This is a genomic window from Sphingorhabdus wooponensis (assembly GCF_003933235.1).
GTDB lineage: Bacteria > Pseudomonadota > Alphaproteobacteria > Sphingomonadales > Sphingomonadaceae > Sphingorhabdus_B > Sphingorhabdus_B wooponensis.
Genome location: NZ_RWJI01000001.1, coordinates 1339322 through 1360833 on the forward strand (window position 1 = coordinate 1339322; position 21512 = coordinate 1360833).

The 21512-nt window shown below is 52.6% G+C and carries 15 protein-coding genes; 9 read left to right on the forward strand and 6 right to left on the reverse strand.

Going from position 1 to position 21512, the window contains the following annotated elements; all coding sequences use genetic code 11:
• Window positions 1-18: 18 nt before the first annotated feature.
• Both D7D48_RS06630 and D7D48_RS06635 read right to left on the reverse strand, forming a co-directional pair.
• Window positions 19-852 carry an alpha/beta fold hydrolase gene (locus tag D7D48_RS06630; RefSeq protein ID WP_245964359.1) on the reverse strand — a complete coding sequence of 278 codons (834 nt, stop codon included), beginning with the start codon at window positions 850-852 and terminating at the stop codon, window positions 19-21.
• Between the two features lie 81 nt (window positions 853-933).
• Window positions 934-2691, reverse strand: a complete 1758-nt coding sequence (locus D7D48_RS06635) for an alpha/beta fold hydrolase (protein WP_125230524.1) — start codon at window positions 2689-2691, stop codon at window positions 934-936.
• Between the two features lie 312 nt (window positions 2692-3003).
• On the opposite strand from D7D48_RS06635, the gene D7D48_RS06640 reads away from it, so the two are divergent.
• Window positions 3004-4134 (forward strand): serine hydrolase, encoded by a 1131-nt coding sequence (locus D7D48_RS06640; RefSeq protein WP_185739796.1) that lies wholly within the window; start codon window positions 3004-3006, stop codon window positions 4132-4134.
• 181 nt (window positions 4135-4315) lie between these two features.
• Window positions 4316-5053, forward strand: coding sequence for a response regulator transcription factor (locus tag D7D48_RS06645; RefSeq protein WP_185739797.1), 738 nt, complete (start codon window positions 4316-4318; stop codon window positions 5051-5053).
• Window positions 5054-5131: 78 nt separating this feature from the next.
• Here the strand turns inward: D7D48_RS06645 and D7D48_RS06650 are convergent, their stop codons facing one another.
• A complete protein-coding gene (locus D7D48_RS06650; protein WP_125230527.1) occupies window positions 5132-6997 on the reverse strand; it encodes an ABC-F family ATP-binding cassette domain-containing protein in 1866 nt (621 codons plus the stop codon).
• Between the two features lie 312 nt (window positions 6998-7309).
• Here D7D48_RS06650 and D7D48_RS06655 point away from each other — a divergent pair, with 312 nt between their 5' ends.
• The 6 genes from D7D48_RS06655 to D7D48_RS06680 all read left to right on the forward strand — a co-directional run bounded on the left by D7D48_RS06655 (window position 7310) and on the right by D7D48_RS06680 (window position 12497).
• Entirely contained in the window at window positions 7310-7618 is a 309-nt protein-coding gene (locus D7D48_RS06655) for a hypothetical protein (RefSeq protein WP_125230528.1), read from the forward strand.
• Between the two features lie 247 nt (window positions 7619-7865).
• Complete coding sequence (locus tag D7D48_RS06660; RefSeq protein WP_185739798.1) at window positions 7866-8042, forward strand: hypothetical protein; 177 nt, start codon at window positions 7866-7868, stop codon at window positions 8040-8042.
• Between the two features lie 102 nt (window positions 8043-8144).
• Window positions 8145-8381 carry a hypothetical protein gene (locus tag D7D48_RS06665; RefSeq protein WP_125230529.1) on the forward strand — a complete coding sequence of 79 codons (237 nt, stop codon included), beginning with the start codon at window positions 8145-8147 and terminating at the stop codon, window positions 8379-8381.
• A gap of 6 nt (window positions 8382-8387) precedes the next feature.
• Window positions 8388-8894, forward strand: a complete 507-nt coding sequence (locus D7D48_RS06670; protein WP_125230530.1) for a hypothetical protein — start codon at window positions 8388-8390, stop codon at window positions 8892-8894.
• A 256-nt stretch (window positions 8895-9150) separates the two neighbouring features.
• On the forward strand, window positions 9151-10374 hold the full coding sequence (locus D7D48_RS06675; protein ID WP_125230531.1) for a beta-barrel domain-containing protein: 1224 nt from the start codon (window positions 9151-9153) through the stop codon (window positions 10372-10374).
• Between the two features lie 8 nt (window positions 10375-10382).
• Window positions 10383-12497 (forward strand): peptidase domain-containing ABC transporter, encoded by a 2115-nt coding sequence (locus tag D7D48_RS06680; protein WP_125230532.1) that lies wholly within the window; start codon window positions 10383-10385, stop codon window positions 12495-12497.
• On the opposite strand, the gene lepA is transcribed toward D7D48_RS06680, so the two are convergent.
• The 3 genes from lepA to D7D48_RS06695 all read right to left on the reverse strand — a co-directional run bounded on the left by lepA (window position 12466) and on the right by D7D48_RS06695 (window position 16891).
• Window positions 12466-14283 carry a translation elongation factor 4 gene (lepA, locus tag D7D48_RS06685; RefSeq protein ID WP_125230533.1) on the reverse strand — a complete coding sequence of 606 codons (1818 nt, stop codon included), beginning with the start codon at window positions 14281-14283 and terminating at the stop codon, window positions 12466-12468. The two genes, D7D48_RS06680 and lepA, sit on opposite strands and share 32 nt — an antisense overlap.
• A gap of 200 nt (window positions 14284-14483) precedes the next feature.
• Window positions 14484-15473 carry a hypothetical protein gene (locus D7D48_RS06690; protein ID WP_125230534.1) on the reverse strand — a complete coding sequence of 330 codons (990 nt, stop codon included), beginning with the start codon at window positions 15471-15473 and terminating at the stop codon, window positions 14484-14486.
• Between the two features lie 155 nt (window positions 15474-15628).
• Complete coding sequence (locus tag D7D48_RS06695) at window positions 15629-16891, reverse strand: DNA cytosine methyltransferase (protein WP_245964360.1); 1263 nt, start codon at window positions 16889-16891, stop codon at window positions 15629-15631.
• Window positions 16892-17327: 436 nt separating this feature from the next.
• Here D7D48_RS06695 and rpoB point away from each other — a divergent pair, with 436 nt between their 5' ends.
• Window positions 17328-21485, forward strand: coding sequence for a DNA-directed RNA polymerase subunit beta (gene rpoB / locus D7D48_RS06700; RefSeq protein WP_125230536.1), 4158 nt, complete (start codon window positions 17328-17330; stop codon window positions 21483-21485).
• The last annotated feature ends 27 nt before the right edge of the window (window positions 21486-21512 follow it).

Sequence of the window (21512 nt, forward strand, 5' to 3'; positions counted from 1 at the left end):
CGCAAAACAGTCCGCAACTTAAGCCGCCTTACGCGCTGCCCCCACACCGCGGTCCAGAAACGCACGGATCGCCGAGATGCTTTGTTCGACATGGCTTAACAGGAACAAATGCCCGCCATTTTCGACCACAAACAATTCGCTGTTCGGAATAAGGAAATTTAAAAACTTGCCATTGGCGAGCGGGACAATCTGGTCATCATCGCCCATCATAATCAAGGTTTCAGTTTTCATAAACGGCAGAAACGGCGCGCTGGTCCATCCCATCATCGCGATTAACTGATAGAAATACCCCGTTTTCGACGGCGGCGTAATGCGGCCAATATGCTCGGCCTTGTTGCCCACCATGCCGCCGTACAGCGTCTTGAAATGCTTCGCCATGAAATCAGGGTCGATATAACGACGTGGATCGGCCATTTTGACAAGCGCCGCCGGATTACCCGGAACCATCAACATACCAGCGCTGGTCGCAACCAAGATCAGCTTGTTGGTGCGCGCACTGTTCTGCAGCGCAAATTGCTGCGCCATTGCCCCGCCCCAGCTCACGCCCATGACATCGACGATGGGCATTTCAAACCGGTCCAGCAACAATGCCGCAATCCGCGCCATCAACAGGGCATTATAAGGCACAACGGGATCGGGTGATCCGCCAATACCGGGCATGTCAAAAGTGATGAAGTCACGGTCATCGAGCAATTCGGCCATAGGCGCCATCGCCTCAATATTCGCGCCAATGCCGTTGAAGAACAATATCGGTAGCTTCGTTGTTGCCTTCGAAGCCCGCCAAACCGCCACCCGCAATGTCCGCCCGTCAACGGTCTCCATGCTAAATTTGGGCGCGCGGTTTTTGGTCATATGCGTTCCTTTGGTCCCAATTGGGACATGAAGTAAGGTTTAACCGAACGGTTAGGGGGCGCAAGCCAATTTCTGCCCCCCTCACTCCAAAACATAGAGGCCCGGCGCGGCTTCCATCGCGGGATGGGCTTTGCTGCCGAGCGCCTTCGGAGCGGCGACTTCAACGCCTGACCGCGCGTGGAGCCAGTCCATCCAGTGCGGCCACCAGCTTCCGGCGACCTCTTCGCTGCCCTTCATCCATTCGGTGACATCGGCGGGTGCTTTGCCTTCGCTATGTTTCCAATATTTCGCCTTGGGGTTGCCTGGTGGGTTCAAAATCGCCTGCATATGCCCTGCCTGGCTGAGGATGAATTCGACATTCTTGCTGCCGAACAATTGCGTGGAACGATAGCAAGCGCGCCAAGGCGTGATATGGTCCGTCGTGCCGCCTAGAACGAACAGATCGCCCGTCACCTTAGTCAGGTCAAGCGTGTGTCCGGCAATGTCGAACGTGCCCGGCGCAGCATAGGCATTCGCCTCAAACAGCTCCAAGAAATCGCCCATCAAGGCCGACGACAGGTTTGTTGCATCGGCATTCCAGAACAATATATCAAAGGCTGGCGGATCATCGCCAAGCAGATAATTGTTAATCACATAATTCCAGATAAGGTCATTAGGCCGCAACCAAGCAAAGCCGCGCGCAAGACTACTGCCTTCAATCACGCCTTTCTTCGCCGCGCGTTGGCGGGCCAGTGCGATGCCATTGTGCGACACTAGGCTCGACGCCTCAGTATCGCCGGGCTTGGGTTCCAACACGCAAACCATCATAGTAACGGCATTGGCGCGGGTATCACCCATTGATGCCAGTTTCGATAGCAACACCGACATGGTCTGCCCGCCCGAACAGCCGCCCGAAATATTAACCTTATCGCTGCCGGTAATTTCGCACACCACATCCAACGCCTTGATGCAGCTTTCGATATATTCGGCCATGCCCCACACGCCCATATCCTCGGTGGGGTTGCGCCAAGAAATCATGAATGGCTGAATGCCGTGATCAGTCTGCCATTTGATGATCGATTTTTCTGGCGAAAGATCGTTGATATACATTTTGTTGATCTGCGGCGGAATGGTCAACTGCGGCGTTGCGTAGACTTTGTCGGTCGTGGGCGCATATTGGACAAGCTCAAAGCGTTCGTCGCGATACACCACCGCGCCCTTTGCCGTTGCGACATTCTCGCCAAGCTTGAACGGCTTCTTGTTGACCTGGCTCACCATCATATCATTGTGAACCAAGTCATTATATGCGTTTTTCAGGCCTTTCACGAGGCTGAGGCCGCCTGAATCCACCAGCCGCTTTTGCGCGGTCGGGTTGCCAATCAACGTGTTGGTCGGGGACATTGCATCAATGATGATTTGTGAAATGAAATTTGCGCGGTCGCGTTCGAGCGCGTCGAGTTCCAAATCCTCAATATAGCTTTTAACACCCTTTTGCACCGCGAGATAATATTGCGCGCCCGCCTTGAAAAACGGGTTAAACGTCCATGCGGGGTCCATGAAGCGCTTATCCTTGGGATCGGGTTTGAGATCGGATTTTCCGGTGATAATTTTCACCACATCTTCGGAAAAGCTGGTGGTTGCTTTCCATGCCTTATCGGGGTTGCTCGCGGTCTGGCGCAGCATCAGGCCGATTGCGCCAATAAAATCTTCCCGCGCCAATCCGGCCAAAGGGCCAAGCGCCATGGTAGCATCATTCGCGGCGTCAAAAGCGCCCGCGACGCCCGAAAATGGCGCGCCTTTCTTTTGCGCCTTCTTTTTACCAGCCTTCGCGTTGCCGCCTATGTCCGCTTTGCTCGCCATAATTGCCTCCTCTTCCTCCTCCGAAAGATTGCACGGCATGCGACCTGCGTCAAACACTCCGCACAATGTTAACAATTGCAAATAAACATATCAAAACTGGAGGCAAGCCACTGCGACGCTTAACACGCGCATCAGATTGCAATGTTGCGTAAAATCTGAACGGTTGAAGCGGCGTTGTTAGTGGTCAAATCGCATAATGGCTGTCCGTGAATGGCGTTCCCTTGCCGGAATTGGGTTCTGCATTTAAAGCGCCCAAATATCTGTTGGAGTACGCGCAAAGCTGTCAGCCCTTACACAAACAAAAGTCGGATCATGCGTAAATTCTTCAACATATTCGCCATCACTCTCACACTGACTGCCGCGCTCGGTGTCACTGCATATGCAGGCACGGCATCGGCTTATACCTCAGACAAAACGCAAGCGCCGGATGCGCTTGCGAGAGCCGACGAGAAACTAACGGCCGATATTGATAGCTATTGGAAGAAATTCCCAGGTCGCTCAGGAATCGCCATCTACACGCCCTTTTCCGAAGAGATTATCGGCAAACGCCATACCGAGCGCTTTCCGCAACAAAGCGTGTCCAAAATGTGGGTCGCACTGACAATTTTGGAACAAGAGGCGTCGGGCAAATTATCACTGGATAAACGCATTCGTGTCAGCCGCGAAGACGTTGTTGTCTTCAGCCAGCCGTTGAAAAATTATCTCGACGGGCGGGACTCATTCGATATGCCGTTACGTGAACTGCTCGCGCATTCCATCAATGCCAGCGATAATCTTGCGAATAACGTCCTTTTACGTGTTGCTGGTGGTCCGCAAGCAATCAACCAAATGCTCGAGCGCCGCAAAATACAATCCATTCGCTTCGGTCCCGGCGAAGTCTTGCTGCAAAGCGCCATTGCTGGCCTGGAATGGAAACCAGAATATCGCAAAGGCAATGCATTCAAGGCGAAGCGTTCGGGCATTCCTATGGCAAAAAGGCAGGCCGCGCTGGATGCCTATCTAGAATCGCCGCTCGATGGCGCAGCCCCCGGCACAATCGCGTTGGTACTGAAACGTTTTAGCGAACGGGATGCCAATGACCCCGGTGCCAAATTACTGAAGTTGATGGCTGGCACCTACACAGGGCGGTCGCGCTTGCGGTCTGGCCTCGCGCCGGGCTGGCGCCTTGCGCACAAAACGGGGACTGGGCAAGTGCTGGGTTCAATCGCAACAGCAGTCAATGATGTTGGCGTTATGAAGGCCCCAGATGGCTGCGTTTATCCTGTGGCGGTGATGGTTGCGGAAACGCGTGCCGGTACACAAGCGACAAATGCCTTGATGCAAAATGTCGCCCTCGCCGTCATACGCCATCATGAGCACGTTCACCCAAAGGCGCAGAAGAAGGCATCTGAGGTAAGGCCTAAATCAACACCGGTTATCAAGCCTACAAAAAATTCAGGTTAAGGAAAGAATAAGCTATTCTTCGTTATCCTTAGCGGCCTTCGGCGCCCCAATTTCTAAACCAAAACTGACTGAAATTTCGTAACAAAAATCATTCATTTACATTAGTTGACATAATTATTGTTACAAATGTAAAGCGATGTCACAAACCTTACTAGACATACGTTGCAACAAGGGTGAAATCGTGAGCAGCTATAACATTGCCGTTGTCGAGGATGACACCATATTTGCAGCCGAACTTGAAGAGTTTTTAAGTAGCTTAGGCTACACCGTAGCAATCTACAGTTCAGCGCAGAAATTCCTGACCGCTGTGCGCCAAAAAGAATGCGATCTTGTGATCGTTGACTGGTCTATTCCTGACCTAACCGGCATTGAAGTTATAGAATATATCCGGAAATTTCACCCAGATATGCCATCCATAATGCTCACCGCACGAACCGATCGCCGCGACATCATCCGTGGGCTTGAGGCAGGAGCTGATGATTTCGTTTCAAAACCGGTTGACCCAGAAATATTGTCCCTACGGATCAACTCTGTTTTGCGCCGATATAATGGCAATGTACGAACGCGACCGGAATCGATTGTACTTGGACCATATCTTTTGCGTCCATCCACATCGACGGTGCATTTAAACGATGAGGCCATAATCTTGCCAAAGCGGGAATTCGATATGGCGATGTTGTTTTTCACCAACCCCAACCGATTATTGTCGCGCCAATATCTCGCGGCAACATTATGGGGCAAAATCGTCGACTATCAATCGCGTACCATTGATACGCATGTTGCACGGCTACGCAAGAACCTAAAACTTGACCCAGCATCGGGCATTAGTTTGAATGCTCTTTACGGATTTGGCTATACGTTGCAGGCCGATGGGCACGCGATGAACACCGCAAAAGAGCCACTTGCTATGTCTGCATAATCCCAAATGTGCGAGACTTGAGGGACTTCAGCCTCACACAACCGCATTAAGGCGGAGCGGGACGCAAAGGGCGCGGCCTCAACCTCTCTCCAACGCCTCGCTCGCGGCAATCCAGCGGGCTTCCGCCGCCTCTTGCGCCGCGACAATCTTGCCGCGGCGTTGTGACAATTCGCCCATCGTTAGGTTCTTATACTCATTCGCTGCGGATGCTGGGTCGAACATCGCGCGGTCAATCGCGCTCAACACGACCTCCAACTTGGCAAGATCTGCCTCAGCATCACTCACATCACGCTTGAGTTTCGCCAGCGCCTCCCGCGATGCCGCGGCGGCTTTCTTATCTTCCTTGCGGTCGGCCTTGGAGAGTTTCTCCTTCGCGGGCCCCTTGCCCAAGATGAAGTCAGTATAATCCTCAATCGTACCGGAAAATTCGGTCGCCGTCCCATTATCAACGAGCACCAGCCGGTCCGCCGTCAGTTCCAGCATGTGGCGGTCATGGCTGACCAGCACGACCGTGCCGTCATATTCATTCAGCGCCTGCACCAACGCCTCACGCGCATCGACGTCCAAATGGTTCGTCGGTTCGTCAAGGATCAGCATGTGCGGCGCATCGCGGGTAATCAGCGCCAGCGCCAGCCGCGCGCGCTCCCCGCCGGACAGCTTGCCGACCTTCGTCGTCGCCTTTTGCCCGGAAAAGCCAAAGCGCCCTAATTGCGCACGCACCGCGCCGGGGCTCGCGCCCTTCATCTGCTGCGTCATATGCTCCAGCGGGGTATCGTCGCCGTCCAGCTCCTCCACCTGATATTGCGTAAAGTAACCGACGCGCATCTTGCCCGAGGAACTCATCTGCCCTTCCATCGGCGTCAGTTGCGCCGCGAGCAAGCGCGCGAGGGTTGTCTTACCATTGCCGTTGCGGCCCAGCAGAGCGATCCGGTCATCGGGGTCAATCCGCAGGTTCAAACGCTGCAATATCGGGTTACCCTCGGTATAGCCCACACTCGCCAGATCCAGCGTCACCAGTGGCGGCTTCAGTTCATCGGGGCTTGGAAAGTCAAAGCTTAACGTCGGGTCTTCGGCCATCGCGGCAATCGGCTGCATCCGCGCCAGCGCCTTGGCTCGGCTCTGCGCCTGCTTTGCGGTCGACGCCCGCGCCGAGTTACGCGCCACATAATCCTGCAGCTTGGCACGTTGCGCGTCTTGGCTGGCCTTGGCCGCCGCCAATTGCGCGGCGCGTTCGGCACGTTGCCGCTCGAACGAGTCATAGCCGCCTGAATAGAGCGTTACCTGACCATTATCGAGATGCAGGATATGGTCGACGACATTGTTCAACAAATCGCGTTCATGGCTGATCACCACCATCATCGCAGGGTAACCCTTGAGGAAATTTTCCAGCCACAAGGTCGCTTCCAAATCCAAGTGGTTTGACGGTTCATCAAGCAACAGCAAATCCGGCTGCGAAAACAATAAGGACGCCAGCGCCACGCGCATTTTCCAACCACCGGAGAAGCTATCGAGCGGCCGCCCCTGCATATCTTCGTCAAAGCCAAGGCCCACCAATATCCGCGAGGCCCGCGCAGGCGCCGTATAGGCATCAATCGCGATTAGGCGTTCATGCACTTCGGCCATACGGTCGGGGTCAAGGCCCTCTTGCTCGCTTTCCGCCATCAACGCCGCGCGCTCGGTATCCGCCGCCAGCACCGTGTCAAACGGCGTGGAATCGCCCGCAGGCGCCTCTTGCGCGATATAGCCAATGCGCGTGCCCTTGGGCATGTCGAGGCTGCCGTCATCCGTCTCGAGCGAACCAATCATCACCTTCATCAATGTCGACTTACCCGCACCATTGCGCCCGATCAGGCCAATACGGCTGTAAGGAGGCAAGGCCGCGGTGGCGCGGTCAAGGATAGTGCGTCCGCCAAGGCGCACGGTGATACCGTTCAGATTAAGCATGCAGCGGCGCGTAGCAGACCAAGCGCGCGCTGTCAGTCAGAGAATTAGGGCTTATGCGCGGCGAATGCAGATTGGGGAAACCCGCGTCGCCCCAGCGTAGGCTGGGGCCTATCCCGCCTGTCGTTCTATGCGCGGCGGACCAAATATGCACGCCCGTGCGAGACGCCGTTGGTCGCGCGAGATCAATTTTTTATATACCAACGATTAGTATACGAAAATTAAAGCCCTCTGAACCCTCGACAATTTGGCGGCGGCGGAGCAGCCTGCTCTCGGGTCGCAATGACGCGGCCCCGTAAGGATGGACAAGAGCTTATGTCGTATATGAATACACATGCCGCCTTTGCACCCGCTGGCGGAATTCAGGAATTGAGCTTTGATGAGATTGCGCATGTAGGCGCAGGTGATCGTGGATCTGCTACTGCTGCCGGTGCTATCGGTGGATTCACGGTTGCAGGCGGATATATGACCGCTTTACGGTTTGCTAGTTATGGAGCGCGGATTGGCATCTTAGGCGGTGCCGCTGGCATTATTGGCGGCGCTATCGTCGGTGGAGCTATCGGATTTGCAGCTTATACCATCGGTGGATCTGGTTCAAAACCTAGCACATTGACCCAAAGATAATGAATAAACCTGAAGAAAATAGAATTCTAGCCACACCTCTTAAAACCATACTTTTGTTCGTTATTTTGGCAGCGACTTTTTTCGTAAATATGAAATTACTGTCCGATTGGGACATCATAAGGGCCTTAATTGTCGTGACTTTAATGTCATTTGCTATGGTTACAGTAATGAGACATGGTGTGGAATCGAGCTAATTTTGTTTCGACCCGAAGCAAATTTAACGCACCGCAATCGCTTGTCAGGAGACGTGGCGATTGCGGTTCCCGTTGCATGGCAAAGTATCGGCTTTTTGATTTTCGGCAGTGTCGCACTAGGCGTGTTGTTTCTGTCATTGGCCAGCTATTCCCGCGTAGAAACAGTCACTGGCATCATCACACCCAACACAGGCGTTTCGAATATCATCCCCACCCATTCAAGATATTGAAAAATATATTTATTTACAAATAATTACAATTGACATCTTTAATGCGGTCGATAGCTTTGTCTAGTCGACTCTTTTGGCTCGGCATTAAATGGAGGTAAGAATATGTCTTATATGGATGCACATGCCGCCTTTGCACCCGCTGGCGGAATTCAGGAATTGAGCTTTGACGAGATAGGTCAGGTAAATGGTGGCGCACGTGCGGCGGCTTTGGTTATCCGAATAATCGATTGGATTGGGAGAGCGCAAACAGTAAAAGCTGTTATGGATGTCATGCCACATGTTAACTTGGTTGAAATCGGCGAGCATGAGCAAGGTCGTCGGCCGGGTGCGGGTGGCTAGTTTTTAGTGGTTAAAAAATTTCTATATTTGTTGCTCTCGGCACTGCCACTCTTTGGGGCAGTTGCCGGGATTTCTCTGCTTTATGCAGTAATTCACGTTATGTTGTCGCCATTAATGAAGCCTGTAGACGCGTCAATATTTTCCGCTGTTCGCGCACCAGTGGTGGAAGAGGCGTTTAAATATTTTATCCTTTGGAAAATTTTTGACTCAAACTCAAAAAAAATAAATTTGCTCAAAATTGGGTTTGGCATGGGGCTCGCCGAAACAACAATAAATTTAATTGTTGTTTACAAAGATATGATGATCGATCTTAAGTCTTTATTTGTAGATTTTACTATTTTTGAATTATATTTAATCATATCTATTACCTTGATTTTTAAATTTATCTTTGCAGGCGTCTTGCATGCAATCTTCGTGTTTGCTGGATTAAAGTTGTCTAGTGAAAGGATGTTTCCTGCATTTTTCATCTCTGTCTTTATTCATTGGGCCGCAAATGTGATTATTTTGACATAGTTGTTACAAAATATATAATAAAAATTTTAAACTAAAAATGTATAATTTTACTTTATTATTATATATTTTTTTCTGAAATTTTCCACAATAATTTTATTTGTTAGAATTATAAATAATTGTGAAGATATCTCCACCTCACATTATTTCAAAAATAAATTCACTCAAGCAATCACAAAAGATAACTGCATAGATTTTGGATACTAGAATGGTGCTCGAGATGAAATAATTCGCAAGGCTATAAAAGGAACGCTAATAAATGTTTCGCCCTGAAGCCTTAATGACCCATAAGGATCGCCTCTCAGGCGAAGTGGCGATTGCGGTCCCTGTACCTTGGCAAAGCGTCGGCTATCTGATTTTTGGCGGTGTCGCGCTAGGCCTTCTGTTTCTATCATTGGCTAGCTATTCCCGCGTCGAGACCGTCACGGGCATGATCACCCCCAATACAGGCGTTGCGAATATCGTCCCCACCCGTGCGGGCATGATTGCGTCGCTTGCCGTGCGCGATGGTCAGAATGTTTTTGCTGGCGCAGTATTGGCGACGATCCGCGCCGAGGAAGATGGCGCAGCAGTGCAGACTCCCGCCGCTCTTGTGCAATCCGCCATAGACAGACAGGACGCGAGCTTGGTGGCGCAATCCGATGCCGCACTTGCAGCTGCCCATGCGCAAGGTGCGCAGCTCGCCGCGCAACGCTCCGGCTTGGTTGCCGAAATCGTGCAGTTGCAGTCGCAGATAACAACGCAGCAAGCGTTAATCGCGTCCGCGCAAAAGGACCTTGATCGCGCCCGATCAATTGCCGACCGTGGTTTTATCAGCGGGCGCGATTTGCAGGTGCGCGAAGAAACCCTGCTCGCGCGGCAACAGGGGTTGTCGCAAATAGAACAGGCGCTTGCCGCCAAGCGCGCTGCGTTGGCCGAAAATGAACGCAGCAATGGACAGATCTTGGCCCAAGCCCGCGCCCAGAATGCCAGCCTTTCGGCAACGCGCGCGCAAGTGGCCCAACAAGCGGCCAGCGCAACGGGCGCACGTTCCTATGTCTTGCGCGCGCCCGTGGCGGGACGCGTTACTGCGCTTACCGCACGTGTCGGCCAACCTGCCAGCCCACAGGGGCAGTTGATGGTGATAGTGCCCGCTGGCGCGAAGCTGCATGCAGAATTGGCCGTACCCAGCGCGGCCATTGGTTTTGTAAAACCGGGCCAACAGGTCCGCCTTGCGATCGACGCGTTCCCCTATCAACGCTTCGGCACGGTTACCGGCATAGTGCAAACCGTGTCGGCAAGTGCAATTAATGCCCAAGGACCGAACGGCGCGACGATTGCGGTTTATCCCGTCACCGTTGCCGTCGATAAGACAAGCGTTTCTGCTTATGGCCGCAATGAAGCTTTAGTTTCCGGAATGACGCTGAACGCGCGCATCGTCACCGATAAGCAATCCTTGCTTGAATATTTGTTCGAACCCTTATTCGCTGTGCGGCAACGGTAGGCGCTGCCGTGCTCGACCTTGGCTTTTTCACGCGTTCGCGTGTTCGCCTTGTCCGGCAGACCGAAATTGCGGAATGCGGGCTGGCCTCACTCACGATGGTCGCCAATTTTCATGGGTTGGATATTGACCTTGGCACCATGCGCCGTCGCTTTGCGCCGTCCTTGCGCGGGGCCGCGCTCAAAACGCTGATCGGCCTTGCCGACCGGATTGGCCTGACCCCGCGTGCGGTCAAGCTGCCGCTGGAGCAGCTTGGTAATCTCCATATGCCCGCTGTTCTCCATTGGGACATGAACCATTATGTGGTGCTAGAACGGGTAAAAGGCGAGAAGGCGCTCATCCATAATCCCGATGGACGCTCGACCTGGATGCCAATGGTCGAAGTGTCGGACCATTTTACCGGCGTTGCATTGGAATTACGCCCAAGCAATGATTTCCAGACTGGTAAACAGCGCGAGCGGTTGCGCCTGTCGCAGCTCTGGCAGCGTATGACGGGTATCAAGCGGGCGTTGCTTCAGGTGCTGGTGCTGACATTGGTGTTGCAAGCCTTTGTCCTTGCCTCACCTTATTATATGCAGTTGGCGATTGACCAAGCCATACCCGCGCTCGACAATGACCTGATGACAGTGTTGGCGTTGGGGTTCGGGCTGTTCACGATCATTAATGCGGGCGCGGCGTTGTTGCGTTCATTTGTGTTGTTGGTTGCCGGGACGAGCATCGGTTTTAGCCTTGCATCGAACATCGCACGCAGGCTGTTTCGCTTACCCATTGATTGGTTTGGAAAACGGCATACGGGCGACATTCTTTCGCGGTTTCAGTCCATCGGCCCGATCCAGTCAATGCTGACCACGGGCGCCGTCGCGGCGCTTGTCGATGGCATCATGGCGATCCTAACGCTGGCGTTGATGCTGTGGTATGGTGCGCAACTGGCGGGTGTCGCGCTGATTGCTTTTGCGCTTTACACCATTGTTAGGCTTGTCTCCTTTTCGTTTGAACGCGAAGCCATTGAGGCGTCGATTGTTACCGGCGGCAAAGAGCAAAGCACGCTTATCGAAACCTTGCGCGGCATGACGACATTGCGCTTGTTCGGACGCGAAACCTTGCGCCATGCGCTGTGGCAAACGCGGCTAACCGATGCCGTTAATGCCGATGTCCGTGTGGCGCGAATTGGCATTTGGCAAGGCACGGCCAATACGCTGATTTTCGGGATTGAGAATATCGTCACCATCTGGCTGGCGGTGGGATTTGTAATCGACGGTGCGGGGTTCAGCGTCGGCATGGTCTTTGCCTATATGGCCTATAAGGGCCAGTTCATCAGCAAAGCTGCTGCGCTGATTGACCAAGTCATTGCATTTCGAATGCTTGGGCTTCACCTTGAACGCTTATCGGACATTGCACTATCGGAAGAGGATAGAAGCTTTGGCGATAGCGTCGACACGGAAACCAACCTGCAAGGCCGGATTGAGCTACGCGATGTGTTCTACCGCTACGCGCCGAGCGATCCATTGGTGCTTGAAGGGGTAAATTTGACCGTGGAACCCGGTGAGCATGTTGCAATCACTGGACCATCGGGCGGCGGTAAATCCACTCTGGTCAAGCTTCTGCTCGGTCTAGTCGAACCGGAAGCGGGCAACGTGCTCGTCGATGGGCTGCCGCTGGCACGGTTTGGGTATAAAAGCTTCCACGGGCAGATTGCAGCGGTGCTACAAGAAGATAGCCTGTTCGCAGGTAGCCTATCAGACAATATAGCATTGTTCGATGAATCGATTGATATGGAACGCGTCGTCGGCGCGGCGGTCGCAGCGTCCATCCATGAAGATATATCGCGCATGCCGATGCAGTATGAAACGCTGGTTGGCGACATGGGCTCAACGCTGTCGGGCGGGCAAAAACAACGCGTTCTGCTCGCGCGCGCGCTTTACCGACAACCGAAAATTCTAGTCATGGACGAAGGTACGGCGCATTTGGACTCCGCGCATGAGCAGGCCGTGAATGCAGCTATCGGCGCAATGGGCATAACCCGCATCATCATCGCACATAGGCAGGAAACAATTGCCGCTGCCGACCGCATTGTGGTGATGGACGCGGGAAAGCTTACTCTTCACCCATCCGCAACGCCGCAATAAAGGCTTCCTGCGGGATACTCACATTCCCATATTCTCTCATCCGCGCCTTGCCCTTTTTCTGCTTTTCCAGCAGCTTTTTCTTACGGCTGATGTCGCCGCCATAGCATTTCGCCGTCACGTCCTTGCGCATGGCGGCGATGGTTTCGCGGGCGATGACTTTGCCGCCGATGGCCGCTTGCACGGGGATTTTGAACAAATGGCGCGGGATCAGGTCTTTTAGGCGTTCGCACATGCCGCGGCCGCGCGATTCCGCGGTGCCGCGGTGGACAATCATGCTCAACGCGTCGACCGGGTCGCCATTGACCATGATGCTCATCTTCACAAGGTCGCCTTCGCGGTGGCCAATCTGGTGATAATCGAACGAGGCATAGCCACGGCTGATGCTCTTTAGGCGGTCGTAAAAGTCGAACACAACTTCGTTCAATGGCAATTCGTACACGATCTGCGCGCGGCCACCGACATAGGTCAGTTGCTTTTGAATGCCGCGCCGGTCTTGGCACAGTTTCAGGATGGAGCCGAGATATTCATCGGGGCAGTAAATCGTCGCCTGTATCCACGGCTCCTGAATTTCGTCGATGCGGTTGACGTCGGGCATGTCGGCGGGGTTGTGCAGCTCCATATCCCGCGCATCTTCGGTCTTGCTGCGGCTCAGCTTCAATTTGTAGACCACCGACGGCGCGGTGGTGATAAGGTCCAAGTCAAATTCGCGGGTTAGGCGCTCTTGAATGATTTCCAAGTGCAGCAACCCCAAGAAGCCACAGCGAAAGCCAAAGCCCAACGCCGCGCTGCTTTCAGTTTCGAAGCTGAACGATGCGTCGTTGAGGCGCAGCTTGCTGATGCTTTCGCGGAGTTTTTCAAAGTCGGCGGCGTCTGTTGGGAACAGGCCGCAGAACACCACGGGCTGCACTTCCTTAAAGCCGGGCAAGGCTTCCGCGGCGGGGCGCTTGGCATCGGTAATCGTATCGCCGACGCGGGTTTGGGCGACTTCTTTAATCTGCGCGGTGATGATGCCAACTTCGCCGGGCCCGATTTCGGAGAGGATCTCCAGCTTGGGCCGCATACATCCGACGCGGTCAACCAAATGCTTTGTGCCTGCGGCCATGAATTGAATTTCTTGGCCCTTTTTAATCACGCCATCAATGACGCGGATCAGGATGACGACGCCCAAATACGGGTCGTACCAGCTGTCGACCAACATCGCCTTTAACGGCGCGTTGCGGTCGCCCTTTGGCGGGGGAATGCGGGTGACGACGGCCTCCAGCACTTCGTCGATGCCAATGCCCGATTTGGCGCTGGTCAGGACGGCGTCGTCGGCGGGTAAGCCGATTATGTCCTCAATCTCGGCCTTGACCTTGTCCACCTCTGCCGCGGGCAGATCGATTTTGTTGATGACGGGAACGATTTCATGGTCATGCTCAATCGATTGATAGACGTTGGCGAGCGTTTGCGCCTCCACCCCTTGCGCGGCGTCGACGACGAGCAACGCGCCTTCGCATGCGGCGAGGCTGCGGCTGACTTCATAGGCGAAGTCGACATGGCCGGGGGTGTCCATCAGGTTAAGCTGATATGTAATGCCGTCTTTCGCGGTGTAATCCAGGCGCACTGTTTGCGCTTTGATCGTGATGCCGCGCTCTTTCTCAATGTCCATATTATCAAGGACTTGGCTCGTCATTTCCCGCGCCGTAAGCCCGCCGGTTTGTTGGATTAACCGGTCGGCCAAGGTCGACTTCCCATGGTCAATATGCGCGATAATGGAGAAATTACGGATAAGGGAGAGTTCAGTCATACTGAGCCCCTAGCAGGGCCGCCCCGCCCCTTCAAGCATGGCGGAAAGGCGGTAGGTGGTTATGTGCGATGGGGTGCGCGATTGGGGCGGTTTGTGTGGAAGTGGTTTGTGAGAATTCAAGTTAGAATATTCGAAATACTATGTTTCGCTCGCCAACTTTATTATGGTAATGAAGAATTGAGATCGACGTGCAGATCGGATCAAAAATCAACTGTAAATCGCTTTCTAACGTCGCTTTCGGATATCAATGCCTCAATATCAGTTGCAAGGTTGCTTAGCTTTCGGATGAACGGCTTACCATTTATATTAAGAGGCATAAGTGTATTGTTATCTAAGTGGAACTGCTCGATCTCATGATAGGTTGATGTTCCCGCGTTCAATTGACGCTCGTTAACTGCAACGTCTGGGCAATACATTGCCAAAAAGCCAGCACGTTGAAAATTTCGAATTCTAACAGGCTGAGTAAACTCAGAGGCATCTTCAAAAAAACCCGCCCCCAAAATGTCGTTGCTGTAGCCCGACGCAAGAAGTCTTTCACGCGCAAAATTAGATTTTAAGGATATCCAAAGGTTATTAGGCAAACAGACTACTACGAAGTCCCCATATGACTGAACCTTAGGATTTCCAATTTTGAAAAACGCAACCGTGTCAATGAGCGATGCCATAACCGTGTTTAAAAGGGTTTCCGAAATAGCACCCAATACAGATACCCCTGATTGCCCCTCACTGGCATCTTGATCTCTGGTCCAATTTTTTCGATTAATTCTATCAATTATCTTTTTGAGATGAATGAAATTACTACCATCACATTGTTCGCCCAACAAAAACTCAGCATTTGCTATCGCGATTGGTGCTGTTGTAATTATGTTATTGAAAAACCCAGCGATTGCTGGAAATTTCTCTGAAACGGTTCTAACGCAGAACTGCGTTTGCAAACGATCTCGGTTGGATGCTTTTGCTGATGGCTTTTGGACATTTACCCCATGCGCTGCGGCACATTTTTGGATGTCGAACCCCAAGGCGCCGGCATGCAACTTATCAACGTTAATTTGCGGCGCGTACTCACCAGGTACTAGTTGGTTGAATATCCAAGTGTACGCCTCCTCAAAAAATGAATTGGTAAACACTAAATCAGCTGGATCGGTTATCTCGACCAATCTTCCGTCGAACTGAAACTGCTTGGCAGGCATCTGCTTCTCCCTCACGGGTGATTAAACAGAGAATACTTCAGGCGGCAACAGTAATTAACTTAGGGACTTATATGAAAGTATAACGCAATCGACTAAGCCCTTGTTAGTCCAACGCAGGCGCTGGCTTTGGACACCTTATCACCTGTATCTTAAAATCAACGTGTGTCTTCAAAGGCGGCGCGAATAAGCTCACTCCCTGCGAAATCCAACATTCGCTCGGCGAGTGCATGTATCACTGGAACAGAAACAGAATTTCCGAATTGCCGATAAGCTTGAGTGTCTGACACCGCATCAACGATAAACTTGTCTGGAAAACCTTGGATGCGCGCGCACTCACGCGGTGTAAGCTTTCTTGGGTTTTGCCCAATATCATCCTGACTGATTAGAATCTCGCTGCCATCCTTATAGTAACGAGCGCTAATAGTGTTACAATATGGGCTGTCTTGGTCAAACACGCTAAACCCAAAACCATTCCCCCTTCTTGCATGCTCAATACGCCGTCGTTTATGTCCTGCAAGCAAGCGGTCGGAAATAGTATAGCGGTCATCTACCAAAATATTGGGCTCCAGTATATCGCCAAGACGAGTACTTGGAGCATTATGTCCCAAGCCCTCGAAAAAACCTGAAATATCTAGATCAGGGAAGACACTATTAGAAAATCCGACAATGTAGATACGCTCACGTTTTTGGGGAACTCCAAAATCAGTAGCCTTAAGCACTTTGGTTTGGACTTTATAATCCAGCTTTTTGGAAAGGCTTTTTCGTGCTTCCTCAGACATCGGAACAGCGTCAGGAATGGAAGACTGAGATTCTCCAGTCAATATTTCTATAATTGTTTTCAACGTGCGGCCGCCGTCGTGTCCTTTAAGCTGCTTTACATTTTCAAGTAAAAATGCGGCGGGGCGTTTTTCGGCCAAAATACGCTGTATTTCAAAAAACATTGTTCCCCTTGTGTCGCGAAATCCCTGCCTCAAACCGGCTTGCGAAAAAGCCTGGCATGGGAACCCTGCGAGAAGTATCTCGTGGTCAGGGATATTTGATGCAGAAATTTTTGTAATATCGCCATCCGGTACATCACCAAAATTTGCTGCATAGGTCTTCTTCGAAAAAGGGTCCCACTCGGAAGTAAAGACGCACTCACCGCCTAGCTCTTGAAATGGAAGCCGAATGCCTCCTATACCGGCAAAGAGGTCAATAAATCGAAACAGTCCCCGATTGTGTTTTTTAAAAGGGGCACGCTCTGGAAACGACAGTACTTCTCGGAGCCGATGGGCAGAGGGCTTGTGCTCGCTATTTTCCCACCCTCGAATTGTTCTCTCTCCAAGCTCTCCCAAGCCCAACATTTCGGCAAACTGCTTCTGGCTCAATCCAAGCCTTTCACGTTTTGATTTCAGCAAATCACCCGCTTGTTGCAACACAACGCATCTCCATGTTCTATGTTTGTACGCAAATGTCATACCTAATTCGCCGGGTCAATAGCAGGATAAGTGCATTTTATGCTTCCAGATGAAAAAATCTATTTCCGCCCTCGAAAAATCGGCTTTACCCAGTCACCATAACGGCCGTCATTGCAAACTGCTCCACTATCTAAACCTAACGGTTTTGCACGATAGCTAGCGGGGGACAGGCCTTGACCCGACGTTCTTGCCCTTCTATACCACCCTCAACATCCAAACCATCGGGAATAGCCTTGTCGTCGCGCAACTTGGCTAACGCATTGATGGATATGGGTTTTCACATACGCGAAACGGCTGCACGGCAGGACCCGATTCTTCGGTCCATTGCTATGCGGCCTTTTCTTGTCTGTGGAATGGCACGTCGCGACTGACATTTCTAACTGAGGCAAAGCACCTTATGGCATCCCGTCCCGCTCCTGCGACCCTGTCGCGTCAAAAGCGTATCCGCAAAATCTTCGGTAACATCCATGAAGTTATCGACATGCCCAACCTTATTGAGGTTCAGCGCGAGAGCTATGAACAGTTCCTGCGTTCTGACCCGTCGATTGGCTATGTATCCGGCCTTGAAAAGACGCTGCGCAGCGTTTTTCCGGTTAAGGATTTTGCCGGCACTTCGGAACTCGACTTCGTACATTACAAACTCGAAGACCCTAAATTTGACGTAGAAGAATGCCGTCAGCGCGGAATTACTTATGCGGCGCAAATGAAGGTGACGTTGCGCCTGATCGTGTTTGAGGTTGACCCAGACACCGAAGCACGTTCGGTCCTCGATATTAAGGAGCAGGACGTGTATATGGGCGACATGCCGCTCATGACGCATAACGGCACCTTCTTCATCAACGGTACAGAGCGCGTTATCGTATCGCAGATGCACCGTTCGCCGGGCGTATTGTTCGACCATGACCGCGGCAAAACGCACAGCAGCGGCAAATATCTGTTCGCAGCGCGCGTTATCCCTTACCGTGGTTCGTGGCTCGACTTTGAATTTGATGCGAAAGACATCGTCAATGTTCGTATCGACCGTAAGCGTAAGTTGCCGGTTACGACTTTGCTCTATGCCCTTGGTCTGAACGACGAAGAAATTTTGGGCCATTTCTATGACCGCGTGACGTTTGAGCGTGGCAAGGGTGGATGGAAGATCCCGTTCAATGCGGAACAATGGCGTGCATCGAAGCCGATGTTCGACATTGTCGATGCGAAGACAGGTGAAGTTGTGTTCCCTGCAGGCACCAAGGTTACCCCACGCGCGGCCAACAAGGCCGTCAAGGATGGCCTAACCAGCCTGTTGATCCCAACCGAAGAAATCTTCGGCCGTTATTCTGCGTATGATTTGATCGACGAAAAGACTGGCCGGATTTATGTGGAAGCCGGCGATGAAATCACCGCCGAAAACCTCGACGCGCTGGACAAGGCCGGGATCGACAGCATTGAACTGCTCGACATCGACCATGTGATCACAGGCGCGTGGATGCGCAACACATTGAAGGCCGACAAGGCCGAGAACCGCGACATGGCGCTCGACGCCATTTACCGCGTGATGCGCCCTGGTGAGCCGCCAACGCGCGAAACTGCGGAAGCTTTGTTCGCGGGCCTGTTCTTTGACGCAGAGCGCTATGACCTTAGCGCGGTTGGCCGTGTGAAGTTGAACATGCGTTTGAACTTGGACGCGGAAGACACCCTGACAACCTTGCGCACCGAAGATATTCTTGCGGTGGTCAAGGAATTGGTAAACCTGAAGGACGGCAAGGGCGAAATCGACGATATCGATAACCTTGGTAACCGTCGTGTCCGTTCGGTCGGCGAATTGCTGGAAAACCAGTATCGCGTTGGCTTGCTCCGCATGGAGCGTGCCGTGAAGGAGCGTATGAGCTCGGTCGATGTATCGACCGTAATGCCAAACGACCTGATCAACGCGAAACCAGCTGTTGCTGCGGTGCGTGAATTCTTTGGTTCGTCGCAATTGTCGCAATTTATGGACCAGACTAACCCGCTTTCGGAAGTCACCCATAAGCGTCGCGTTTCGGCACTTGGACCAGGTGGTTTGACCCGTGAGCGTGCCGGCTTTGAAGTCCGTGACGTTCACCCGACCCATTATGGCCGTATCTGCCCGATTGAAACGCCGGAAGGCCCGAACATTGGTCTGATCAACTCGCTCGCGAGCTTTAGCCGCGTGAACAAATATGGCTTTATCGAAACGCCTTATCGCAAGGTTGTCGACAATAAAGTCACCGACGACGTGGTGTATCTCTCCGCTATGGAAGAGCAAAAGAACACCATCGCGCAGGCGAACGCCGAATTGAACGCCGATGGCAGCTTTGCCGAAGACCTGATTTCGTCACGTGAAGCGGGCGAATTCCTGATGGCACCGCGTGATCAGATCACCTTAATGGACGTTTCGCCAAAGCAGCTGGTTTCCGTTGCAGCATCGCTTATTCCTTTCTTGGAAAACGATGACGCCAACCGCGCATTGATGGGATCAAACATGCAACGTCAGGCTGTGCCTCTGCTACGAGCAGAAGCACCGTTTGTGGGCACAGGCATGGAAGAGACAGTCGCACGTGACTCTGGCGCAGCTATCGCGGCCCGCCGCACAGGCATTGTCGACCAAGTCGATGCAACGCGTATCGTTGTGCGCGTTACTGGCGACGTGGAACCCGGCAAATCGGGCGTCGACATCTACACGTTGCAAAAGTTCCAACGTTCGAACCAGAACACCTGCATCAACCAAAAACCATTGGTGAAGGTTGGTGATGTGATTGAGGCCGGCGACATCATTGCCGACGGTCCATCGACTGAGCTGGGCGAACTGGCATTAGGCAAAAACAGCCTCGTCGCGTTTATGCCTTGGAACGGGTATAACTACGAAGACTCGATTTTGATCTCCGAACGTATTGTGAAGGACGATGTCTTCACATCGGTCCACATCGAAGAATTCGAAGTGATGGCCCGCGATACAAAGCTTGGACCAGAAGATATAACCCGCGATATTCCAAACGTAGGTGAAGAAGCCCTTCGTAACCTTGATGAAGCTGGCATCGTCTACATCGGCGCTGAGGTTCACCCAGGTGACATTCTCGTCGGTAAGATCACGCCAAAGGGTGAAAGCCCGATGACGCCAGAAGAGAAATTGCTGCGCGCCATCTTCGGTGAAAAGGCAAGCGACGTGCGTGACACCTCGCTGCGTCTCTCGCCGGGTGTTGCCGGTACCGTTGTTGAAGTTCGCGTCTTTAACCGTCACGGTATCGACAAAGACGAACGCGCCATGGCGATTGAACGTGAAGAAATTGAACGTCTTGCGAAAGACCGTGAAGACGAACGTTCGATTTTGAACCGTGCGACTTACAACCGCTTGAAAGACATGCTCATTGGCCAGACTGCAGCCGCAGCGCCAAAAGGCATCAAGAAGGGCGATAAGATCACTGAGGAAAATCTCAGCGAAGTTGAGCGTCACGAATGGTGGAAAATCGCCGTTGCCGACGACAAGATCCAAGGCGATCTTGAAGCGGTCAAGGTGCAGTATGACGATGCCGTCAAGCTGATTGTCGAGAAGTTCGAAGATCGTCGTGAGAAGCTAGAGCGTGGCGATGAGCTGGCGCCGGGCGTACTCAAGATGGTTAAGGTCTTCGTCGCGGTTAAGCGTAAGTTGCAGCCAGGCGACAAGATGGCCGGACGTCACGGAAACAAGGGTGTTATCTCGCGGATCCTTCCACAAGAAGACATGCCGTTCCTTGCCGATGGTACGCCAGTTGACATCGTGCTCAACCCATTGGGTGTGCCGTCACGTATGAACGTGGGTCAGATTTTCGAAACCCATCTGGGCTGGGCCGCACGTGGTCTGGGTATGCAAATTGGTGAGGCTCTGGAAGACTGGCGCCATGCAAACCCGAACCCTGAAGCTGCCGCACCGCCTGCCGTGGTCCGTGAACGTCTGGCGAAGGCCTATGGCGAAGAATATGCGGACGAGATTAAGAACCGCAGCGATGCCGATATCATTGAGCTTGCCAGTAATGTGATCACCGGCGTGCCAATGGGAACCCCTGTGTTCGACGGTGCACGTGAAGCGGACGTTACCAACATGCTTCAGCTTGCTGGACTTGATGGTTCAGGTCAATCGGACCTGTTTGACGGACGCACCGGCGACAAGTTCGATCGCAAGGTTACTGTCGGTATCATCTACATGTTGAAACTGCATCACCTTGTTGATGACAAGATCCACGCCCGTTCGATCGGACCTTACAGCCTTGTCACACAACAGCCATTGGGTGGTAAAGCGCAGTTCGGTGGTCAGCGTTTCGGGGAAATGGAATGCTGGGCACTTCAAGCTTATGGTGCCGCTTACACCTTGCAGGAAATGCTCACGGTCAAATCCGATGACGTGATCGGCCGTACCAAGGTTTACGAAGCCATCGTCAAGGGTGATGACAGCTTTGAAGCCGGTATCCCGGAAAGCTTCAACGTTCTGGTCAAGGAAATGCGTTCATTGGGTCTCAATGTAGACTTGAAAGCGCATGACTTGATCGAAGGTGACGAGGGCTTTGCCGAAGCAGCGGAATAAAGCAGCGATGGGCGGATCTCGGTCCGC

Bases quoted from the DNA above. Each gene is read 5' to 3' on its own strand.
- D7D48_RS06630 (WP_245964359.1), bottom strand. From the start codon at position 852: ATGACCAAAAACCGCGCGCCCAAATTTAGCATGGAGACCGTTGACGGG.
- D7D48_RS06635 (WP_125230524.1), bottom strand. From the start codon at position 2,691: ATGGCGAGCAAAGCGGACATAGGCGGCAACGCGAAGGCTGGTAAAAAG.
- D7D48_RS06640 (WP_185739796.1), top strand. From the start codon at position 3,004: ATGCGTAAATTCTTCAACATATTCGCCATCACTCTCACACTGACTGCC.
- D7D48_RS06650 (WP_125230527.1), bottom strand. From the start codon at position 6,997: ATGCTTAATCTGAACGGTATCACCGTGCGCCTTGGCGGACGCACTATC.
- D7D48_RS06655 (WP_125230528.1), top strand. From the start codon at position 7,310: ATGTCGTATATGAATACACATGCCGCCTTTGCACCCGCTGGCGGAATT.
- D7D48_RS06665 (WP_125230529.1), top strand. From the start codon at position 8,145: ATGTCTTATATGGATGCACATGCCGCCTTTGCACCCGCTGGCGGAATT.
- D7D48_RS06675 (WP_125230531.1), top strand. From the start codon at position 9,151: ATGTTTCGCCCTGAAGCCTTAATGACCCATAAGGATCGCCTCTCAGGC.
- lepA (WP_125230533.1), bottom strand. From the start codon at position 14,283: ATGACTGAACTCTCCCTTATCCGTAATTTCTCCATTATCGCGCATATT.
- D7D48_RS06690 (WP_125230534.1), bottom strand. From the start codon at position 15,473: ATGCCTGCCAAGCAGTTTCAGTTCGACGGAAGATTGGTCGAGATAACC.
- rpoB (WP_125230536.1), top strand. From the start codon at position 17,328: ATGGCATCCCGTCCCGCTCCTGCGACCCTGTCGCGTCAAAAGCGTATC.